General features: G+C 63.1%; 19 protein-coding genes. 5 read left to right on the forward strand and 14 right to left on the reverse strand.

Translation table 11 applies throughout. The annotated features are described in order from the left end of the window. The first annotated feature begins 10 nt into the window (after positions 1 to 10). The gene (locus tag AC07X4_RS06385) at positions 11 to 457 is read left to right on the forward strand and encodes a TM2 domain-containing protein (RefSeq protein WP_260666701.1); all 447 of its coding nucleotides are present in this window, start codon (positions 11 to 13) and stop codon (positions 455 to 457) included. Positions 458 to 574: 117 nt separating this feature from the next. Here AC07X4_RS06385 and AC07X4_RS06390 read toward each other — a convergent pair whose 3' ends face one another. The 11 genes from AC07X4_RS06390 to AC07X4_RS06440 all read right to left on the reverse strand — a co-directional run bounded on the left by AC07X4_RS06390 (position 575) and on the right by AC07X4_RS06440 (position 12,146). Then, positions 575 to 1,585, reverse strand: a complete 1,011-nt coding sequence (locus tag AC07X4_RS06390; RefSeq protein WP_056747483.1) for an inorganic phosphate transporter — start codon at positions 1,583 to 1,585, stop codon at positions 575 to 577. 19 nt (positions 1,586 to 1,604) lie between these two features. Next, the gene (locus AC07X4_RS06395) at positions 1,605 to 2,252 is read right to left on the reverse strand and encodes a DUF47 domain-containing protein (protein WP_055403060.1); all 648 of its coding nucleotides are present in this window, start codon (positions 2,250 to 2,252) and stop codon (positions 1,605 to 1,607) included. A gap of 178 nt (positions 2,253 to 2,430) precedes the next feature. After that, positions 2,431 to 2,793: a DMT family protein gene (locus AC07X4_RS06400; RefSeq protein ID WP_015013099.1), complete on the reverse strand. Its 363-nt coding sequence runs from the start codon at positions 2,791 to 2,793 to the stop codon at positions 2,431 to 2,433. A 213-nt stretch (positions 2,794 to 3,006) separates the two neighbouring features. Next, entirely contained in the window at positions 3,007 to 3,735 is a 729-nt protein-coding gene (locus tag AC07X4_RS06405) for an ABC transporter ATP-binding protein (protein ID WP_056061060.1), read from the reverse strand. A 2-nt stretch (positions 3,736 to 3,737) separates the two neighbouring features. Further along, complete coding sequence (locus AC07X4_RS06410) at positions 3,738 to 4,532, reverse strand: ABC transporter ATP-binding protein (protein WP_056061058.1); 795 nt, start codon at positions 4,530 to 4,532, stop codon at positions 3,738 to 3,740. A 20-nt stretch (positions 4,533 to 4,552) separates the two neighbouring features. After that, positions 4,553 to 5,629, reverse strand: coding sequence for an ABC transporter permease subunit (locus tag AC07X4_RS06415; RefSeq protein WP_056061055.1), 1,077 nt, complete (start codon positions 5,627 to 5,629; stop codon positions 4,553 to 4,555). A 13-nt stretch (positions 5,630 to 5,642) separates the two neighbouring features. Further along, positions 5,643 to 6,572, reverse strand: coding sequence for a branched-chain amino acid ABC transporter permease (locus tag AC07X4_RS06420; RefSeq protein ID WP_056061051.1), 930 nt, complete (start codon positions 6,570 to 6,572; stop codon positions 5,643 to 5,645). Positions 6,573 to 6,929: 357 nt separating this feature from the next. Then, positions 6,930 to 8,285 (reverse strand): replication-associated recombination protein A, encoded by a 1,356-nt coding sequence (locus tag AC07X4_RS06425; RefSeq protein ID WP_056061048.1) that lies wholly within the window; start codon positions 8,283 to 8,285, stop codon positions 6,930 to 6,932. A gap of 96 nt (positions 8,286 to 8,381) precedes the next feature. Beyond that, the gene (lolA, locus tag AC07X4_RS06430; protein ID WP_494739581.1) at positions 8,382 to 9,014 is read right to left on the reverse strand and encodes an outer membrane lipoprotein periplasmic chaperone LolA; all 633 of its coding nucleotides are present in this window, start codon (positions 9,012 to 9,014) and stop codon (positions 8,382 to 8,384) included. Between the two features lie 44 nt (positions 9,015 to 9,058). After that, complete coding sequence (locus AC07X4_RS06435; RefSeq protein WP_056061046.1) at positions 9,059 to 11,395, reverse strand: DNA translocase FtsK; 2,337 nt, start codon at positions 11,393 to 11,395, stop codon at positions 9,059 to 9,061. A gap of 73 nt (positions 11,396 to 11,468) precedes the next feature. Further along, complete coding sequence (locus AC07X4_RS06440) at positions 11,469 to 12,146, reverse strand: Crp/Fnr family transcriptional regulator (RefSeq protein ID WP_494739582.1); 678 nt, start codon at positions 12,144 to 12,146, stop codon at positions 11,469 to 11,471. Positions 12,147 to 12,332: 186 nt separating this feature from the next. Between AC07X4_RS06440 and trxB the strand changes: the two genes are divergently transcribed. From trxB to rpmG, 3 genes are all read left to right on the forward strand, one after another. Next, the gene (trxB, locus tag AC07X4_RS06445; protein WP_056061042.1) at positions 12,333 to 13,286 is read left to right on the forward strand and encodes a thioredoxin-disulfide reductase; all 954 of its coding nucleotides are present in this window, start codon (positions 12,333 to 12,335) and stop codon (positions 13,284 to 13,286) included. A 181-nt stretch (positions 13,287 to 13,467) separates the two neighbouring features. After that, complete coding sequence (rpmB, locus tag AC07X4_RS06450; protein ID WP_010463481.1) at positions 13,468 to 13,701, forward strand: 50S ribosomal protein L28; 234 nt, start codon at positions 13,468 to 13,470, stop codon at positions 13,699 to 13,701. A gap of 11 nt (positions 13,702 to 13,712) precedes the next feature. Further along, the gene (gene rpmG, locus AC07X4_RS06455; protein WP_008904999.1) at positions 13,713 to 13,883 is read left to right on the forward strand and encodes a 50S ribosomal protein L33; all 171 of its coding nucleotides are present in this window, start codon (positions 13,713 to 13,715) and stop codon (positions 13,881 to 13,883) included. A 252-nt stretch (positions 13,884 to 14,135) separates the two neighbouring features. On the opposite strand, the gene AC07X4_RS06460 is transcribed toward rpmG, so the two are convergent. The 3 genes from AC07X4_RS06460 to AC07X4_RS06470 all read right to left on the reverse strand — a co-directional run bounded on the left by AC07X4_RS06460 (position 14,136) and on the right by AC07X4_RS06470 (position 18,735). Next, a complete protein-coding gene (locus AC07X4_RS06460) occupies positions 14,136 to 15,350 on the reverse strand; it encodes a DesA family fatty acid desaturase (protein ID WP_056061039.1) in 1,215 nt (404 codons plus the stop codon). 140 nt (positions 15,351 to 15,490) lie between these two features. Further along, positions 15,491 to 16,765, reverse strand: a complete 1,275-nt coding sequence (locus AC07X4_RS06465; RefSeq protein ID WP_494739583.1) for an RsmB/NOP family class I SAM-dependent RNA methyltransferase — start codon at positions 16,763 to 16,765, stop codon at positions 15,491 to 15,493. Between the two features lie 104 nt (positions 16,766 to 16,869). Continuing rightward, a complete protein-coding gene (locus AC07X4_RS06470; protein ID WP_494739584.1) occupies positions 16,870 to 18,735 on the reverse strand; it encodes a M48 family metalloprotease in 1,866 nt (621 codons plus the stop codon). A gap of 66 nt (positions 18,736 to 18,801) precedes the next feature. Between AC07X4_RS06470 and AC07X4_RS06475 the strand changes: the two genes are divergently transcribed. Then, the gene (locus tag AC07X4_RS06475) at positions 18,802 to 19,056 is read left to right on the forward strand and encodes a DUF1653 domain-containing protein (protein ID WP_056747477.1); all 255 of its coding nucleotides are present in this window, start codon (positions 18,802 to 18,804) and stop codon (positions 19,054 to 19,056) included. Positions 19,057 to 19,058: the final 2 nt, after the last annotated feature.

Below are 19,058 nucleotides of genomic sequence, written 5' to 3' on the forward strand. Positions count from 1 at the left end.
CGCGGCACCCATGAAAAACAAAACCGTAGCCGCCTGGCTCGCCTTCATCGGAGGACCCCTGGGCCTGCACCGCTTTTACCTTCATGGCCTGTCCGACATGCTCGGCTGGTTGTTGCCCATCCCCACGGCGCTGGGCATCTATGGCATTCAGCGGGTGCAGCAACTCGGCCAGGACGACCACTACAGCTGGGTGCTGATACCGCTGCTGGGCTTCACGATTGCCGCCTGTGCACTGCGTGCCATCCTGTACGCGCTGATGACACCCGAGGCATGGAATGCGCGCTACAACCCCAGCGCTGCACCGGACGCAGCGCCGGGCAGGACGCAATGGATCACCGTGGGCGCCATCGTGGTGTCCCTGCTGATCGGTACCACGGTACTGATGGCCAGCCTGGCATTCAGTTTCCAGCGGTACTTTGAGTACCAGATCGAGGAAGCGCGCAAGATCTCGCAGTGATCCGCTGGCAGGCGCCAATGCAAATGCCCCATCGAATTGACACTCAATGGGGCGTATGCGCTAGTGTTGATTGCCTTGAATGCTATCTATTCAATAGCATTCACGGCAACTCCGCCATCAGAACAGCTGCAGGCTGATCCAGTAGGCGACGGCGGCCACAAAGGCGCTCGCCGGGATGGTCAGAATCCACGCCCAGATGATGTTGCCGGCAACGCCCCAGCGCACGGCGCTGGCGCGCTGGGTGGAGCCCACACCGACGATGGCGCCCGTGATGGTGTGCGTGGTGGACACCGGAATGCCGAGCGTGGTGGCCAGGAACAAGGTCAGCGCCCCGCCCGTTTCGGCACAGAAGCCGCCCACAGGCTTGAGCTTGGTGATCTTCTGGCCCATGGTCTTCACAATGCGCCATCCGCCAAACATGGTGCCCAGGCCAATGGCCACGTAGCAGCTGATGATGGCCCAGGTGGGGGGCGAGGCATCAGACGCCGACGAATACCCCGTGGCAATCAGCAGCAGCCAGATGATGCCGATGGTCTTTTGCGCATCATTACCGCCGTGCCCCAAGCTGTAGGCGCCGGCAGATACCAGCTGCAACCGGCGGAACCACTTGTCCACCTTGCTCGGGCGCGTGCGCCGGAAAATCCAGGCCACGGCCACCATCATGAGCGAGCCCAGCGCAAAACCCAGCAACGGCGAGACAAAGATGAACGCCACGGTCTTGAGGATGCCCGCCGAGATCAGCGCGCCCGCGCCAGCCTTGGCAATCACAGCGCCCACAATGCCGCCGATGAGGGCGTGCGAGGAGCTGCTGGGGATGCCGTAGTACCAAGTGATCACGTTCCAGGTGATCGCGCCCACCAGGGCGCCAAACACCACGTGCGTGTCCACAATGCCGGGCTGCACGATGCCCTTGCCCACCGTCGCTGCCACGCTCAGGTGAAAGACAAAAATCGCCACAAAGTTGAAGAAGGCGGCAAACAGCACCGCCTGCGCGGGCTTGAGCACGCCGGTGGAGACCACCGTGGCGATCGAATTGGCCGCGTCATGGAACCCGTTCATGAAGTCGAACAGGATTGCCAGGGCCACAAGCAGAACCACAACCCAGAGGGCCGTCTGTACGGTTTCCATACTGGTCAGCCTGCGCGGATCAGGAGTTCTCGAGGACGATGCCCTCGATGCAGTTGGCCACGTCCTCGCACTTGTCGGTGATCGTCTCCAGCAGTTCGTAGATGGCCTTGAGCTTGATCACCTCGCGGACATCGGGCTCCTCGCGGAACAGCTTGCTCATGGCGCTGCGCATCACGCGGTCGGCGTCGGATTCGAGCTTGTCGATCTCCTCGCAGGTCTTGAGCGCGGCCTCGGCAACGGCCGGGTCGGCGATCTTGTCGAGCAGCTTGACGGCATCGCGCAGGCGCTCGCAGCACTTGAGGCTCAGGTCCGTGAGGCGGGTGATTTCTTCCGTCATGTGCCGCACGTCGTACAGCGCCATGGTTTCAGCCGAGTCCTGGATCAGGTCGGCCACATCGTCCATGGTGTTGATCAGCGTGTGGATCTGCTCACGGTCGATGGGGGTGATGAAGGTCTTGTGGATGGCCTTGTTCACCTCGTGCGTCACACGGTCGGCGGCACGCTCGGCGTTGTCCACGTCCTGGTTGTACTTGTCGCGCAGGTGCGGGTCGCTGTAGTTGGCCACCAGTTGCGAGAAGGCCCGGGCCGCCTCGACGATGCGGTCCGCATGCTGGTTGAACATTTCGAAAAAATTGCCTTCGCGTGGCAACAGCTTGGCAAACAGCATGGAGACTCCTGGATCGGGAACGAATAGTGAGAAAAGGCCGCGCCATGACAAAACCATGACGCTTTCGTGACCCGGCGAGTTTAACCGTGCGCCCTGCAGGGACTGATGCCACTGCCTCATGCAGTCATGCGCACGGTGCCGAGGGCGGCGACACGCTGGCCGTTCAGGCTTTGTGTCTTCAGGCGCCCCGGAAGATGAAATACACCGCCCCCACCAGGCACAACCCCGCCCAGAGGTAGTCCCACTTCAGGGGTTGCCCCATGTAGAACACGGCGAAGGGCACAAACACGCCCAGCGTGATGACCTCTTGCATGATCTTGAGCTGCCCCACGTTGAACTGGGTGAAGCCAATGCGGTTGGCCGGCACCTGCAACAGGTATTCAAACAGCGCGATACCCCAGCTGACGAGGGCCGCGACATACCACGGCGAAGACGCCAGGTTCTTCAGGTGGCCGTACCACGCAAAGGTCATGAAGATATTGCTGGCAGTGAGCAGCAATACCGTTTGCAAAGAAATAGGCAGGGATTGGAGCGCGTTCATGGTGGAGCGGCAGGCTGGGGAAGTGAACGAAGCGGCCGATTATGAACAAAACCGATCGATTGCGCTGGTGTTACATACCTTGTCAGCTATATTTTTAATAGCAAATTACTGCAACACCACCCCCACCAACAGACACAAAAAAAGGCACTCCCGAGGGAGTGCCTTGCTGGACAGCCGCCGCACCACACCAGCGGCGCGCAGGCTTGCGGTCGCTTATTCGCCCAGGTAGGCAGCGCGCACCTTGGGGTCGTTGAGCAACTGCTGGCCAGGGCCCGACATGGTGATCAGGCCAGACTCCATCACGTAGCCGCGGTCGGCAATCGCCAGCGCGCGGCTGGCGTTCTGCTCGACCAGCACGATGGTCACGCCCAGCGCGTACACGTCGCGCACCACCTCAAAGATCTTGTCCACCATGATGGGGGACAGGCCCATCGAGGGCTCGTCCAGCAGCAGCACCTTGGGCTGGCTCATCAGCGCTCGGCCCATCGCCAGCATCTGCTGCTCACCGCCCGACATGGTGCCGGCCAGCTGGTCCTTGCGCTCGCGCAGGCGCGGGAAAATGGTGAACATCTTCTCGATGTCAGCCAGGATGCCGGCCTTGTCGGAGCGCGTGTAGGCGCCCATTTGCAGGTTTTCGGTGATGGTCATGCGCGCAAACACGCCACGGCCTTCCGGCACCATCACCAGGCCCTTCTTCACTAGGTCCCAGGCGCCCTTGCCCTTGATGCTTTCGCCCAGGTACTCGATGTCGCCGTCGTTCATGGCCAGGGTGCCAGTGATGGCCTTCATGGTGGTGGTCTTGCCCGCACCGTTGGAGCCGATCAGCGAGACCAGCTCGCCTTCACGCACTTCGAAGTCCACGCCCTTCACGGCCTGGATACCGCCGTAGGCCACTTTCAGGCCCTTGACCTGCAGCAGTACCTTGTTGGATTTTTCGGCCATTCTCAATGTCCTCCGGTGCCCAGATAGGCCTCAATCACTTTTTCGTTCTTCTGCACTTCGGCAGGGTTGCCTTCGGCGATCTGCTTGCCATAGTCGAGCACCGTCACACGGTCGCACAGGCCCATCACCAGCTTCACGTCGTGCTCGATGAGCAAGATGGTGCGGTTGTCTTTGCGGATGCGGTCGATCAGCTCGCGCAGCAGCACCTTCTCGGTGGCGTTCATGCCGGCGGCGGGCTCGTCCAGCGCAATCAGTTGCGGATCGGTGGCCAGGGCCCGGGCGATCTCCAGGCGGCGCTGGTCGCCATAGCTCAAAGTGCGCGCCTTGTAGTCGGCAAACTTGCCAATGCCCACGTAGTCGAGCAGTTCCTGTGCGCGCTTGGCGATGGCCAGCTCTTCTTCCTTGAAGCCCTTGGTGCGCAGCACAGCGCCCAGCAGGCCAGACTTGGTACGGATGTGGCGGCCCACCATCACGTTTTCCAGTGCCGTCATTTCTGCAAACAGACGGATGTTCTGGAAGGTGCGCGCGATGCCCGCCTTGGCCACTTCATGCACGGCCGTCGGCTCATAGGGCTTGCCAGCCAGTTCAAAGGTACCGCTGTCGGGGGTGTACAGGCCGGTGATCACGTTGAAGAACGTGGTCTTGCCTGCGCCGTTGGGGCCGATCAGGCCATACACCTGGCCTCGCTCAATGGTGATGCCCACGTCGGAGAGGGCTTGCAGGCCGCCGAAGCGCTTGGAAATGCCGGCAACCCGCAGCACCACGTCGCTGGCTGATTTCTGAATGTTCTCTGCCATGTTCTAACTTTCTGCGGTGTTCAGGTCTTCTGCGTGAGGCTCTTGCCATGGTCGGGCGCAGGCCACAGACCACGGGGACGCATCAGCATGATGATGATCATGGCCAGCGCGATCAGCAGCTGGCGCAGGATGGCGGAGTCCAGGCGACCGTCCGTCATGGCCTGCAGAGGGCCTGCCACATAGCGCAGCACTTCGGGCAGGGCCGACAGCAGCACGGCGCCCAGGATCACGCCAGGAATGTGGCCGATACCGCCCAGCACCACCATGGCGACGATCATGACCGACTCCATCAGGCTGAACGACTCGGGCGACACAAAGCCCTGGAACGCACCGAACATCGCACCCGACACGCCGCCGAACGAAGCCCCCATGCCGAAGGCCAGCAGCTTCATGTTGCGGGTGTTGATGCCCATCGCCTTGGCAGCGATTTCATCTTCACGGATGGCCATCCAGGCGCGGCCGATGCGCGAGTCCTGCAGGCGGTAGCAGATGATGATGGACACCACCACCAGGGTCAGGAACAGGTAGTAGTACAGGGTGACGGAATTGATGTCGAAACCGAACACCTCCAGTCGCTTGCCCAGGTCCAGGCCAAAGATCTTGACCGAGTCGATCTGGCCCAGGCCCTTGGGGCCGTTGGTCAGGTTGACCGGGTGGTCCAGGTTGTTCAGGAAGATGCGGATGATTTCGCCGAAGCCCAGCGTCACGATGGCCAGGTAGTCACCGCGCAGCTTCAGCGTGGGCGCCCCCAGCATGGCGCCAAAGAACGCCGCTAACAACGCCGCCACCGGTATCACGATCCACAGCGAGGTGTGCAGCCCGTTGGGGAACATGGCGGCAAACGCCGCAAAGTTGTCCGCCAGGTGCGGCGAAGCCATCAAGGCAAACAGGTAGGCGCCCACGGCGTAGAACGCCACGTAGCCCAGGTCCAGCAGGCCGGCGTAGCCCACCACGATGTTCAGGCCCAGGGCCAGCAGCACGTACAGCAGGGCCAGGTCGGCGATACGCACCCAGGCGTTGCCGAAGGATTGCAGGATCAGCGGCAGCACCAGCAGCGCGACGGCGCCGATGATCCAGTTGGTTTTGGTGTTCTTCATGGTGTGAGGCTCCTCAGGCGCGATCGGCCACACGCTCACCCAGCAGGCCCGAGGGGCGCAGCGTCAGGATGATGATGAGCACGATGAACGCAAAGATGTCGGTGTAGTGGCTGCCCAGCAAACCGCCCGTGAGCGTGCCGATGTAGCCGGAGCCGATGGCTTCGATGAGGCCCAGCAGGATGCCGCCCACCACCGCACCGGCCAGGTTACCGATACCGCCGAACACCGCCGCCGTGAAGGCCTTGAGCCCCGGCAGGAAGCCCATGGTGTGCTGCGCCGTGCCGTAGTTGGAGGCATACATGATGCCGGCGATGGCCGCCAGGATGGCTCCGATGATGAAGGTGGCCGAGATCACCATGTCGGGCTTCACGCCCATCAGGGAGGCCACGCGGGGGTTCTCCGCCGTGGCGCGCATGGCGCGGCCCAGGTTGGTGTGGTTGACCAGATAGACCAGGGAAGCCAGGGCCACCGCCGTCACCCCCAGGATCAGGATCTGGGTGGGAGTGATGTAGGCACCACCCAACTGGAACGGCGTGCTGGGCAGCAGCGTGGGATAGGGCTTGTAGTTGGGCTTCCAGATGATCATGGCCAGCGTCTGCAGCAGGATCGACATGCCGATGGCAGTGATCAGGGGGGCAAGACGGGGGCTGGTGCGCAGTGGCTTGTAGGCCACCTTTTCGATCACGAAGTTGAGCGTGGCAGCGACCACGCAGGCGATGAGCGTGGCCAGCAGCAGGATGACCCAACCCGGCGCGCCGGGCATGGCAGCCTGCATCATTCCAATACAGCTCCAGCTGGTGAGGGCGCCGATCATGAGCACCTCGCCATGGGCGAAATTGATGAGTTGAATAATGCCGTACACCATCGTGTAGCCCAAGGCTATCAAGGCGTACATGCTGCCGAGTACCAGACCGTTGATGATCTGTTGCAGCAAAATGTCCATAAGAGAAGTCCTTCGTTTGTGACGTACCCACCGCTTTGGCACCGGAATCGGTACAGCCTTGTGGGCCCGACTGCCATCTAGCAAAAAACCCGCCAGGAATGCAGCTGTGCGGGTTTGTGGACGGGATTGTAGCGAGTAGTCACAACCGCCCCAATCCAAGCCGGGCGGGGTTTTCCCTCGGGTTTTGGTCACATCAGCGCGCCACGCACTGCATAAGGAATTTTGATGCACGCAAGATAATTGATGTGCAAACTTATTACCTTGATCATGCAGAATCGGCATAAAGCAGGCTGCGCAGCACCTTGGGCCTGCCGCAGGACATGCGCGGCCACCTCGCCCCACCGAGCAGGTCTCGGATCAGGAGGCGGTGTCTGAATCCTGAAGGCCGGGAGTGGCTGCTGCGGCATTGCGTTCGCGCAGCTCACGCAGCTTCAGGGCAATCTTGATTTCGAGACCCCGCTCCACGGGCTGGTAGAAGCCAGGCTCTGGCATGCCTTCGGGCAGGTAGCTCTCCCCCGCCGCAAAGCCACCCTCTTCGTCGTGGGCGTAGCGGTAGCCCTTGCCGTAGTCGAGCTCTTTCATCAACTTGGTGGGCGCATTGCGCAGGTGCATGGGCACCGGGCGTGTGCCATCCTGTTTGACCCAGGCCCGCGCCGCGTTGTAGGCCTTGTAGACCGCGTTGGACTTGGGCGCCACCGCCAGGTACACCACGCATTCGGCCAGCGCCAGCTCGCCCTCAGGGCTGCCCAGGCGCTCGTACACCTCGCTCGCGTCCAGTGCCAGGCGCAATGCGCGCGGGTCGGCCAGGCCCACGTCCTCGGCTGCCATGCGCACCAGCCGGCGCGCCATGTAGCGGGGGTCAGCACCGCCGTCGAGCATGCGCACCAGCCAGTACAACGCAGCGTCGGGGTCAGAGCCCCGCACCGATTTGTGCAACGCGCTGATGGTGTCGTAGAACTGCTCGCCGCCCTTGTCGTAGCGGCGCATGCGCTCGCCCAGCACCTTGAGCAGCCAGGCATCGGTGATCTCGGAAAGCTTCTCCTGCGCAGCCGCCATGGCCAGGGTTTCGAGCGTGTTGAGCAGGCGACGCGCGTCGCCATCGGCATAGGCCACCAAGCGGTCGATTGCTACACCTTCGATAGCAGGTAGCGCATCTTCCTCCTGCGCCAGGGCCACAATCTGCTTCAAATCTTGCTCAGACAGCGGCTGCAGCACGTAGACCGCCGCTCGCGACAGCAGCGCGGAATTCACCTCAAACGAAGGGTTCTCGGTGGTGGCGCCGATGAAGGTGAACAGGCCTGATTCAACGTGTGGCAAGAACGCGTCTTGCTGACTCTTGTTGAAGCGGTGCACCTCGTCCACAAACACGATGGTGCGCTGCTGCATCAACCCATCGCGCGCGGCCTGGGCCTGCTCCACCGCCTCGCGAATGTCCTTGACCCCGCCCAACACGGCGCTGATGCTGATGAACTGCGCATCGAACGCATCAGCCATCAGGCGCGCAATGGTGGTTTTGCCCACTCCAGGTGGGCCCCACAGGATGCAGCTGTGCGGCCGGCCTGACTCGAAGGCCAGGCGCAGCGGCATGCCCGGGCCCAGCACATGCTGCTGCCCGATCACCTCGCCCAGCGTACGGGGCCGCAGGCGTTCTGCCAGGGGCTGATGGGCGGAGGGTTGTGCCGGAGAAGGGGCGGAGGCACCGCGTGCTGCCATGTTCGTATCCTGTCTACAGTACGCTGATTTTCAAGCCAAATTGGCTTCTAGCGCCTAAAAATCATGCGTTGGCAGCTATTATTTCAAGAGCAGAAACTACTGCTTCACCACATCAGCCCCTGCCGGAGGCTTGAACTGGAACGTGCTGGCAGGCAGCGCCGCATTGGCCTGCATACCGGTAAAGCGAATCAGCGAGCGCTGGCCAAAGCTGTCCAGAATGTCCAGGGCCGCCAGCTGCTCGCCCACAAAGCCCACACGCACGCTCTTGAGCTGGCCGTCCTTGGTCCTGGGGCTGGCCAGCACCCATTGCAGGCCATCCGCATCCGGCGAGGCCTCCAGCGTGAACTCGGCCTTCAGCGCCGACAGGTCCGGCGCGGACGCCAGCAGCGCAGCGGGCGTGCTACCCAGCGCCTGGGACTGCGAGCGCTGCGTGACCTGGTTCAGGTCCACGTCGTACAACCACAAAGTCTGGCCGTCAGCCACGATGGTCTGCTCAAAAGGTTTTTTGTAGACGAACTTGAAGCGCCCGGGGCGCTGGAACTCAAAGCTGCCGCTCGATGTCTTGGTGCGCGCGGTCTGGCCGTCCTTGGGGGGCGAGGTCACAGTCTGGGTGAAGTCGGCCTTGCCCGTCTGCGTGCCCTTCATGAAGGATTCCAGGCTTTTCAGCCCGTCAGCGCTAGCCATGCTTGCCGCAGCAGCTATCAAAATTGCAGTAGCGATCTTTTTCAACAGAAACTCCTGTGGGGTAGGGTCCGGCCTTGCGGTCCGGCCGATCATTCGCTGCGGTTGGGTACCAGCACTTCACGCTGGCCGCTGGTGGTCAGGCCACTGACGAGTCCGGCCTTCTCCATGTCTTCCAGCAGCCGCGCCGAGCGGTTGTAGCCAATGCGCAGCTTGCGCTGCACGTAAGAGATGCTGGCCTTGCGGTCTTTGAGCACCACTTCGACGGCTTGGTCGTACATGGGGTCCTTCTCGCCCCCTTCGCCGCCACCGCCCTCCCCTGACAGATCACCCTCGCCATCCACAGTTCCACCTTCGAGCACGCCTTCTATGTAGTCCGGCTCCCCTTGTTCCTTGAGGTAACTGACGACACGGTGTACTTCTTCGTCCGACACGAAGGCGCCATGCACCCGGATCGGCAGGCCCGTGCCGCTGGCCATGTAGAGCATGTCGCCCATGCCCAACAGCGCCTCAGCGCCCATCTGGTCGAGGATGGTGCGGCTGTCGATCTTGGAGCCCACCGAGAACGCGATGCGGGTGGGGATGTTGGCCTTGATCAGGCCGGTGATCACATCCACGCTGGGGCGCTGGGTGGCCAGGATCAAGTGGATGCCGGCCGCGCGCGCCTTTTGCGCCAGGCGGGCGATCAGTTCTTCGATCTTCTTGCCCACGACCATCATCAGGTCGGCCAGCTCGTCGATGATGACCACGATGTGCGGCAGGCGCTGCAGCGGTTCGGGCTCCTCGGGTGTGAGGCTGAAGGGGTTGTAGATGAACTCTTCCTTGGCCTTGGCCTCGTCGATCTTGGTGTTGTAGCCCGCCAGGTTGCGAACGCCCAGCTTGGACATGAGCTTGTAGCGGCGTTCCATCTCGGCCACGCACCAGTTCAGGCCATGCGCCGCCTGCTTCATGTCGGTGACCACGGGCGCCAGCAGGTGCGGAATGCCTTCGTAGACCGACATTTCCAGCATCTTGGGGTCGATCATCAACAGACGCACATCGCGCGCCTCGGCCTTGTACAGCAGCGAGAGGATCATCGCGTTGATCCCCACCGACTTGCCAGAGCCCGTGGTACCCGCCACCAGCACGTGCGGCATCTTGGCCAGGTCGGCCACCACCGGGTTGCCCACGATGTCCTTGCCCAGGCCCATGGTGAGCATGCTCTTTGCCTCGTGATAGACCTGCGATCCCAGGATTTCGGACAGGCGGATGGACTGCCGCTTGGCGTTGGGCAGTTCCAGCGCCATGTAGTTCTTGCCGGGAATGGTCTCCACCACGCGGATCGACACGAGGCTGAGCGAGCGCGCCAGGTCCTTGGCCAGTCCCACGATCTGCGAACCCTTCACGCCCGTGGCGGGTTCGATCTCGTAGCGTGTGATCACCGGGCCGGGCATGGCCGCGACCACGCGCACTTCCACGCCAAAGTCCTTCAGCTTTTTCTCGATGAGCCGGCTGGTCATCTCCAGCGTCTCGGGGGCCACGGTTTCCTGGCGCTGCAGAGGGCCGTCCAGCAGGTCCACCAGCGGCAGCTTGCTGTCCGGCATCTCGGTGAACAGGGGCTTCTGGCGCTCTTTCACCACACGGGTGCTCTGCGGCACATCCACCAGAATCGGCTCGATGATTTGCACGGGCTCGGGGTGGTGCACCTCGCTTTCGGTGCGCTCCTCCAATACCACCACTTCGCGCTCGCGGGCCGCCTTGCGGCCCACTGCGACGTCCTTGGCCACCTCGCGTTTTGCCAGGCGCGCCTGCACCAGCGCATCAAGGCGCCCTCCGAGAAACTCCGCCACATGGCCCCACGAGAAGCGGAACACCAGCGCCGCCCCCGCCACCGCCAGCACGATCGCCAACAAGCCGGAGCCCGTAAATCCCAGCCACTTCACACCAGCTGGCCCCACCAGGTACCCCAGCACGCCACCCGCATGCCCAGGCAGGAACGATTCAAACCGGTACAAACGCGACCACTCCAGCGCCGTGCTGGAACACATCAGCACCACCAGTCCACCCCAGAACGTGGCCCGGCGCACCAGAGGGCTGGCGGCGCCGGCCACCACTTCGCCCCCACGCATCCAGCGCGCCAGCGACGACAGCCAGGCCCGCACGCCAGCCGCCACGCACCACCACACTGAAAACCCCAGCGCAAAGTAGCTGCCATCGGCCAGCCAGGCGCCGAAGCGCCCCGCCCAGTTGGCAACGGAGCGCGCGTCGCGGGCACCCGAGGTGGACCAGGCCGCATCCTGCGCCGAATAGCTGACCAGCGCCAGCAGCCAGAAAACCAGGGCCAGCAAGCCCACCACCAGGGCGATTTCGTGGCCAAAACGGGCGGCGCCCGTGCGGGGCGGCGACTTGGCCGCCGCCGATGCATTCAGGGTATTGAGGGAATAGGTCATAAACGTGCGGGGTGAGCTTACCCCATGCGTTGCGCTGGGCGCACCACCCGGCGCAGGGTCCGCCCCCCGGATTTCAGCCCAGCGCGTTCAGCCGGTCCTTGAGCAGGGTAGCCCCGCTGGGCAGTGCCTCGATGAAGCCGCGCTCCTCCAGGTCTTTCATCACGCGGCTGACCATTTCGCGGGAAGCTCCCACCATCTTGGCCAGGTCCTGGCGGGAGATTTTGTCCTTGATCAGCAGCTGCCCCTGCGCATCGGGCACCGCAAAGTCCAGCAAGGCATGGGCCACCCGGCCGTACACATCCAGTAACGCGAGTGACTCAATCTTGCGATCTGCATGGCGCAGCCGCTTGACCAGCCCGCGCATCACCACCAAAGACATGGACGCGTTCTCGGTGAGGCAACGCGCAAACTCCGTACGCCCCAGCATCAGCACGTCGGTCTGCACCTCGGCACGCACCGTGGCCGAGTGGGGTTCGTTGTCGATGATGCTCATCTCGCCCAGGTAGTCGCCCTGGGCGAGGGTGGCCAGAATCACCTCACGCCCCCGGCTGTCCGAGGTCATGACCCGGGCGCGCCCTGTGAGCAGGATGTACAGGGCATTGGACTTTTGCCCCTGCTCCACCAGCGCCTCGCCCCGCTTGAAGCGGCGTTTGATCACTGCGCCGCTGATCACCTCGGCCTGAGCCACCGTCAGCAGCGAAAACAAAGGTACCCGGCGCAGCAGGTCGAGGTTGGACAACATCGTGGACATGCAAACATCTCCTTTCAGGGGTGCGACCCAACCGGAGCCGCAACGGGTTATCAATGGGTTCTTACAATCACCGTGATTGAAAACGGGGCCACTCTCGCGAGCGGACGCCGGTTGATACTCGGCGGCTCAACCCCCAGCTTTCCCAACAGCGCCCCATGTAGCGGGCGCAAAACACAGGCTTTTACCATGTCCACCACCCAACACGCGAAAGTTCTGATCCTCGGCTCGGGCCCTGCGGGCTACACCGCAGCGGTTTATGCCGCCCGTGCCAACCTGAACCCGGTGCTGATCACCGGCATGGCCCAGGGTGGCCAGCTGATGACCACCACCGAGGTGGACAACTGGCCTGCCGACGTGCACGGCGTGCAGGGACCGGAGCTGATGCAGCGTTTTCTGGAGCACGCAGAGCGCTTCAAGACCCAGATCATCTTCGACCACATCAACAAGGTCGATTTCAGCAAGCGGCCCTTCACACTCACCGGCGACAGCGGTACCTACACCTGCGACGCATTGATTCTGGCCACTGGCGCATCGGCCAAATACCTGGGCCTGCCTTCGGAAGAAGCCTTCATGGGCAAGGGCGTGTCCGGCTGCGCGACCTGTGACGGCTTCTTCTACCGCGAGCAGGATGTCTGCGTGGTCGGTGGCGGCAATACGGCGGTGGAGGAAGCGCTGTACCTGTCGAACATCGCCCGCAAGGTCACCCTGGTGCACCGCCGCGACAAGTTCAAGGCCGAACCCATTCTGGTGGACAAGCTCAACGAGAAAGTGGCAGCGGGCAAGATCGAGCTCAAGCTGTTCCACACTCTGGACGAGGTGCTGGGCGACAACACGGGCGTGACCGGTATCCGCATCAAGAGCACGAAGGACGGCAGCACGGAAGACATCAAGCTGCAAGGTTGCTTCATCGCCATCGGCCACGCGCCCAACACCGAGATCTTCCAGGGCCAGCTGGAGATGGAAAACGGCTACATCATCACCCAGGGTGGGCTCAAGGGTTTTGCCACACAGACCAGCGTGCCCGGCGTGTTTGCCGCAGGCGACGTGCAGGATCATGTGTACCGTCAGGCCATCACCAGCGCGGGCACCGGCTGCATGGCCGCGCTGGACGCCCAGCGCTTCCTTGAACAAGAGTCTTGATGAAAAACTGGGCAGCAGGCTATAATCTGCGGCTTTGCTGAATTCGGCCCGTTTTTGCGGTCCTCCGAAACAGGCAAATCGGGTTACCGCCACCCTTTCTGGCGAGGTGAGGCCGCAAGCCAACCTGGGCACACAGCCCAGGGCTCAGCGAACGGCCGTTAATCAGTATCGGAGTGTCCTCATGGCACGCGTCTGCGACGTAACGGGCAAGAAGCCCATGACGGGGAACAATGTTTCCCACGCCAACAACAAAACCAAGCGCCGGTTCCTGCCGAACCTGCAATACCGCCGTTTCTGGGTCGAGACCGAAAACCGTTGGGTGCGCCTGCGTGTTTCGAGCGCTGCCCTGCGTTTGATCGACAAGAACGGTATCGACTCGGTGCTCGCAGACCTGCGTGCCCGTGGCCAGGCTTAAGGAGTAGCACCATGGCAAGCAAAGGCGGACGCGACAAGATCAAGCTGGAATCCACTGCGGGTACCGGTCACTTCTACACCACGACCAAGAACAAGAAGACCATGCCCGAGAAGATGCTGATCATGAAATTTGATCCCAAGGCTCGCAAGCATGTGGAATACAAGGAAATGAAGCTGAAGTAATTCAGTCTCTTTCTTGTTATCCCAAAGGCCGCCCGGCATTCAGCCCGGCGGCTTTTTTCATGGCTGCAATCCACGCAGCCTGATGACTACAGCACCGCCTCCCGCCATCGACGACTTGTTCCCCACCAACTTCGAGAGCCAGCAGGCCCACAGCCAACAAAAAACCGCTGAGGGCACAAAGCCCAGCAGCGGTTTATGGGGGAGGTGCGCCGGGGTCAGTGGTCCGACCGACAGCCCCACCAAGGCATTACATCAGGCCCGTGCAGCGCGCAGACTGATGGAGAACTCGCGCAGAGTGGCAATACCGCTCTCCTCGGCACGACGGCACCAAGCCTGCAAGTCGGCAGTGAGTTGCTCACGGGATTGCGATGTATTGAGCCACAGCTGACGCAGTTCTTCGCGCATAGTCACCATCTTGTCCAGGGCCGGATGCGCAGCGCGGGCCTGAGCCAGCTGGGGCAAGGCCCCCGCCGGCACCTTCTCGGCATCGCGATGCAGCCAGCGCTTGGCGGCCTTGAGCACCGATACATCGGCCTGACGGGCCTGCAGCGCGGCAATCTCATCCTTGCACGCCTTGCGCACACCACGCGCATAGCCCGCCATCACTTCATAGCGGTTGGCGATCAAGGCCTCCAGCGTCTTTTCATCAGCCACCGGCTTGACATCGCCCAGTTGCAACTTGGGTGGCACCTTCTTCACGGTAGCCCAGCCGATTTTCTTCATGAGGCTGATGTACACCCAGCCAATGTCAAATTCATACGGCTTGACCGAGAACTTGGCCGACGTGGGGTAGGTGTGGTGGTTGTTGTGCAGCTCTTCGCCGCCAATGATGATGCCCCAGGGCGACAGGTTGGTGCTGGCGTCCTGCGCCTCGAAGTTGCGGTAGCCCCAGTAGTGGCCCACACCATTGACCACCCCTGCTGCCCAGAACGGAATCCAGAGCATCTGCACCGCCCACACCGCGGCGCCCAGGGCGCCAAACAGGGCCAGGTTCAGGATGAGCATGAGGCCCACGCCCTGCCAGCCGTAGCGGGTGTACACATTGCGCTCCATCCAGTCATCGGGCGTGCCGTGACCGAACTTCTTGATGGTTTCCATGTTCTTGGACTCGGCGCGGTACAGCTCGGCGCCGCGCCACATCACCGTGTCCAGCCCGCGGGTCTGGGGGCTGTGGGGGTCATCCACAGTTTCACACTTGGCGTGGTGCTTGCGGTGGATGGCCACCCATTCCTTGGTCACCATGCCGGTACCAATCCACAGCCAGAAGCGGAAGAAATGCGAGGGGATGGCATGCAGATCCAGCGCGCGGTGTGCCTGCGCGCGGTGCAGGAAGATCGTGACCGCCGCGATCGTGATGTGGGTCGTGGCAAGGGTGTACAACACGATCTGCCACCAGGACAGGTTCCACAACCCATTTCCCAGCCAGTCAATGGCGGCGTTCAATACAGCCCAGTCGGGTAACAGCATATTCACAAAAACCTTACTACAGAGAACCCGCTCACCAACGAAACAGGTCATTAATTTTAGATGGCCCGTTTCTGAACGGATCGGGGGAATCCACAGTATTTACGCTGGTTTAGGGTGTTTAGAGCCCTGCCTCCAGCGTTTCAGTCCTTTTTGGCCCAGATGGCGGCAAAAAACCCGTCGGTCTGATGCAGATGGGGCCATAAGCGCAAATAACCACTGCCCGATGCCCCCCCGCTGCACAAACCCTTGGCCCCATCGACCTTGAGCTGCTCCAGCAGTTCACCAGCATCCAGCAGCTGGAAGTCGGGGTGTGTTGCGCTGAAGGCCTCGGCAATGGCCTCGTTTTCTTGCGGCAGGATGCTGCAGGTGGCATACACCAGACGGCCGCCCGGCTTGAGCAGGCGGGCTGCGCTGTCCAGGATGGCCGTCTGCTTGGCCACCAGCTCCTCGATGGCCTTGGGCGACTGGCGCCATTTGAGGTCGGGGTTGCGCCGCAGGGTGCCCAGGCCCGAGCAAGGCGCGTCCACGAGGACGCGGTCGATCTTGCCCGCCAGGCGCTTGACGCGGTCGTCGCGCTCGTGGGCGATGGCGGCAGGGTGCACGTTCGACAGGCCGCTGCGGGCCAGGCGCGGTTTGAGCGCATCCAGGCGGTGAGCTGACACGTCAAAGGCGTACAGCCGCCCAGTGCTGCGCATGCTCGCGCCAATGGCCAGCGTCTTGCCCCCAGCGCCAGCGCAGAAGTCCACCACCATCTCGCCACGCTTGGCGTCGAGCAGCAGGGCCAGCAGCTGTGAGCCCTCGTCCTGTACCTCGATGGCGCCCCGCGTGAAGGCATCGAGCTTGGTCAGCGCGGGCTTGTCATCAATGCGCAGGCCCCAGGGTGAATACGGTGTGGGATGCGCCTTGATGCCAGCTTTGGCCAACTCCTTTTGCACATCGGCGCGCTTGTCCTTGAGGGCATTGACGCGCAAATCCAGGGGGGCGCTCTGGGCCAGACTTTCCACCAGCGGCCAGAAGCCATCGCCCAGCTGGTCCTTCAGGGGCTTGACCATCCATTCGGGCAGGTTGTGGCGATGGCGCTCCATCAAGTCATCGACCGTGACCGCATCGCACTGATCCAGCCAGTTTTTCTCCTGGTCGGTCAACGCACTCTTGAGGAAATCGCGCGGGCCGTAGAAACCCAGGATGGCCAGGCGGCGCTCCTTGGGACCCGAGCCTGACGGGGCCATGTGGTCAAACAGCAGCTTCTTGCGCAGAACGGTGTAAACCGTTTCAGCCAGCGTGGCGCGCTCGCGCGGCCCCAGGCCACGGTTGTCGCGGAAGAAACGCGACACCACCGCGTCGGCGGGGTGTTCAAACGTGAGGGTGAGCCTGACCAGTTCGGCGCAGGCGTCGAGAAGAACTTTGGGATGCATCCTGCGATTGTCCCATTCCCTGCCAACCTGGCGACATCGCCCCCACCCGCCCAACGCGGGAGCCAAACCTCAACGGCCAACTCGCTCCATGCGCGGCCTGGGCGTCAACGGGTATAGATCGGCTCGAACGCCGAGCGCTCGATCTGCTGCAGCGTCGGTGACTCGCCCGCCCACAGCACCAGCGCGGGGCCGGGCAGGCTCAGGTTGCGCTCCAGCGCGCGGCACAGGTGGTAGCGGCTTTCATCGTCCATGCCCGGCAGCTCGACAAACACCAGGTAGGCCCTGCGCTGGGGGTACTCGCGCAGGTTCTTGCGCACCAGCCAGCAGCGGGCCAGAGGAGCGCAGCGGGCCAGTTCGGACTGCAGTTCGGCCAGCTCGAAGGAGCTGAGGTCGTGCCGCACGATCTGGCTGAAGAACGAGGTGCCCGACAGCTCTTCCCAGGCCCGCTCTTCGGATTCTTGCGCGCGTTCCAGCCGCTTGCGCCACTGCTTGAAGGCGGCTGCATCGTGGTCCAGCCCCAGGCGTGGGGTCTCCAGCTCGGCCAATGCCGTGCGCGCGGCCCAGTAGCGGTCGCTGCTGCCTGTTTCCCACAACCGGTGCAGCAGCTGGAGCTTGCCCACCCGATCATCGTCCGCCAGGCAAGGCACCAGTCCACGCAGCGCAGCGGGGTATTCGGGGCTGCGCTGCAGTGCCAGCTCGTACAGGGCGCGCACATCGGCATGCGGATCCAGGTGGCGCTTGAGGCGGGCCAGTTCCACCAGGTCGGCCGCACTGCTCTGTGCCGTCGATGCCCCCAGGGCCTCGGGGGGGGGGGGGGCGCGTGCGCGCACGCGCCCCAGCCAGGCGTGGTGCTGCTTCCATTCGCTGGCATTGTCGCGGCACCATTGCTTGTCGAAATGTGCCACCCAGCGCTTGGCATCCGGCCCCAACAGGGCCAAAGCGTTGCCGCGCGACCAGTCAGGCAGCGTGGGCGTGGCATCCAGTGCCTCAATGCGGTCGCGCAGGCCGGGGTGGGTGTCGTCCAGATTGCTCAGGCGCTTGAGCGCCTGGCGCAAGGCGTCATTGGCAAAGGCTGCATCGGGGGCCTTGGCCAGGGCACGGCGCATGCTGCGGTAAGGGCCCACCGGCAACGGATTGCCCGCCGCTGCACACCAGTGGCTGCCCCAGAACTCTGCCTGCAGCCACGCGCCCCGGATCTCGATCTCGGCGAGGGCCGCAGCGGTCACGTCGCGACCCAGCAGCTTGCCAGCGATCCGGTCGGCTTCGTATTCATCCTGGCGGGCCAGCGCAAAGGTCTTGGCAGAGAAACGCGGAAAGTACCAGCGCATGAACAGCTGGGTGGCGGCAGCGACCGGGCCTTCATCGTCGGCCAGGCTGTGGTTCAGGCGCATCCACGACAGGCGCGTGCGGTAGATCCAGGCCGCAAAGCGGCCATGGTCGCCCCGCAGGTGGCCATACTCGTGCGCCAGCACCGCCAGGAACCGCGGCCGGTCAAGTGCCATCAACAGGGGCAGGCCAATGCTCAGGTGATTGACGGCGCCGCCCAGCAGCCCAAAACGCGGCAGTTGCTGGATGCTGGCATTGAACTCGTCGGTCAGCGTGACCTTGTGGATGGGGGGGCCCTTGATCTTGCGGCGGATGCGCGCCAGCGCTTCAAACAGGTCGGGGGCATCCAGTGCTGTGATCTCCACGCCCTGGGGCTCATCAAACCGCACCCACAGCGCACGCAGGCTCACCCACAGCAGACCTCCGGCACCCAGCAGGGCCCACAGCATCGCGAAACGAAAGCGCCCCTGCAGCAACTGGGGCACCACCCACAGCAAAATACCCACGGCCAGTGCCACACACCCCAGCACCCATGCATAACCCAGGGCGGCAAACGCAGCCACACTGCGGCGGTATGCGCGACTGTTCTCGGCGCTGGCATGCTCGCTCATGCGCACCATGTGCACAAAATCTGCCTGATCCACGGGCGTCCCTCACTCTGGTTGATTTTTTTCAGGCGCCATCCTAACCATTCACGCCACCGCAACACCATGACCGACGACGACCTGCCCGAGCTCATCCGCACGCCACCCGGCCTGTACCGCCACTACAAGGGCATGCTCTATGAAGTGATCGACACCGTGCGCCACAGCGAGACGCTGGAGCCCATGACGCTGTACCGCGCGCTGTATGGCCAGCGCGGCCTGTGGGTGCGGCCGGCCGCCATGTTTGAGGAGCAAGTGCTCATCGATGGCGTGCTGCGCCCCCGGTTTGAAAAATGGGAGGGCGAAGCTCCCGCCGCCTGAGC

The organism is Acidovorax sp. GW460-11-11-14-LB4, assembly GCF_059423685.1.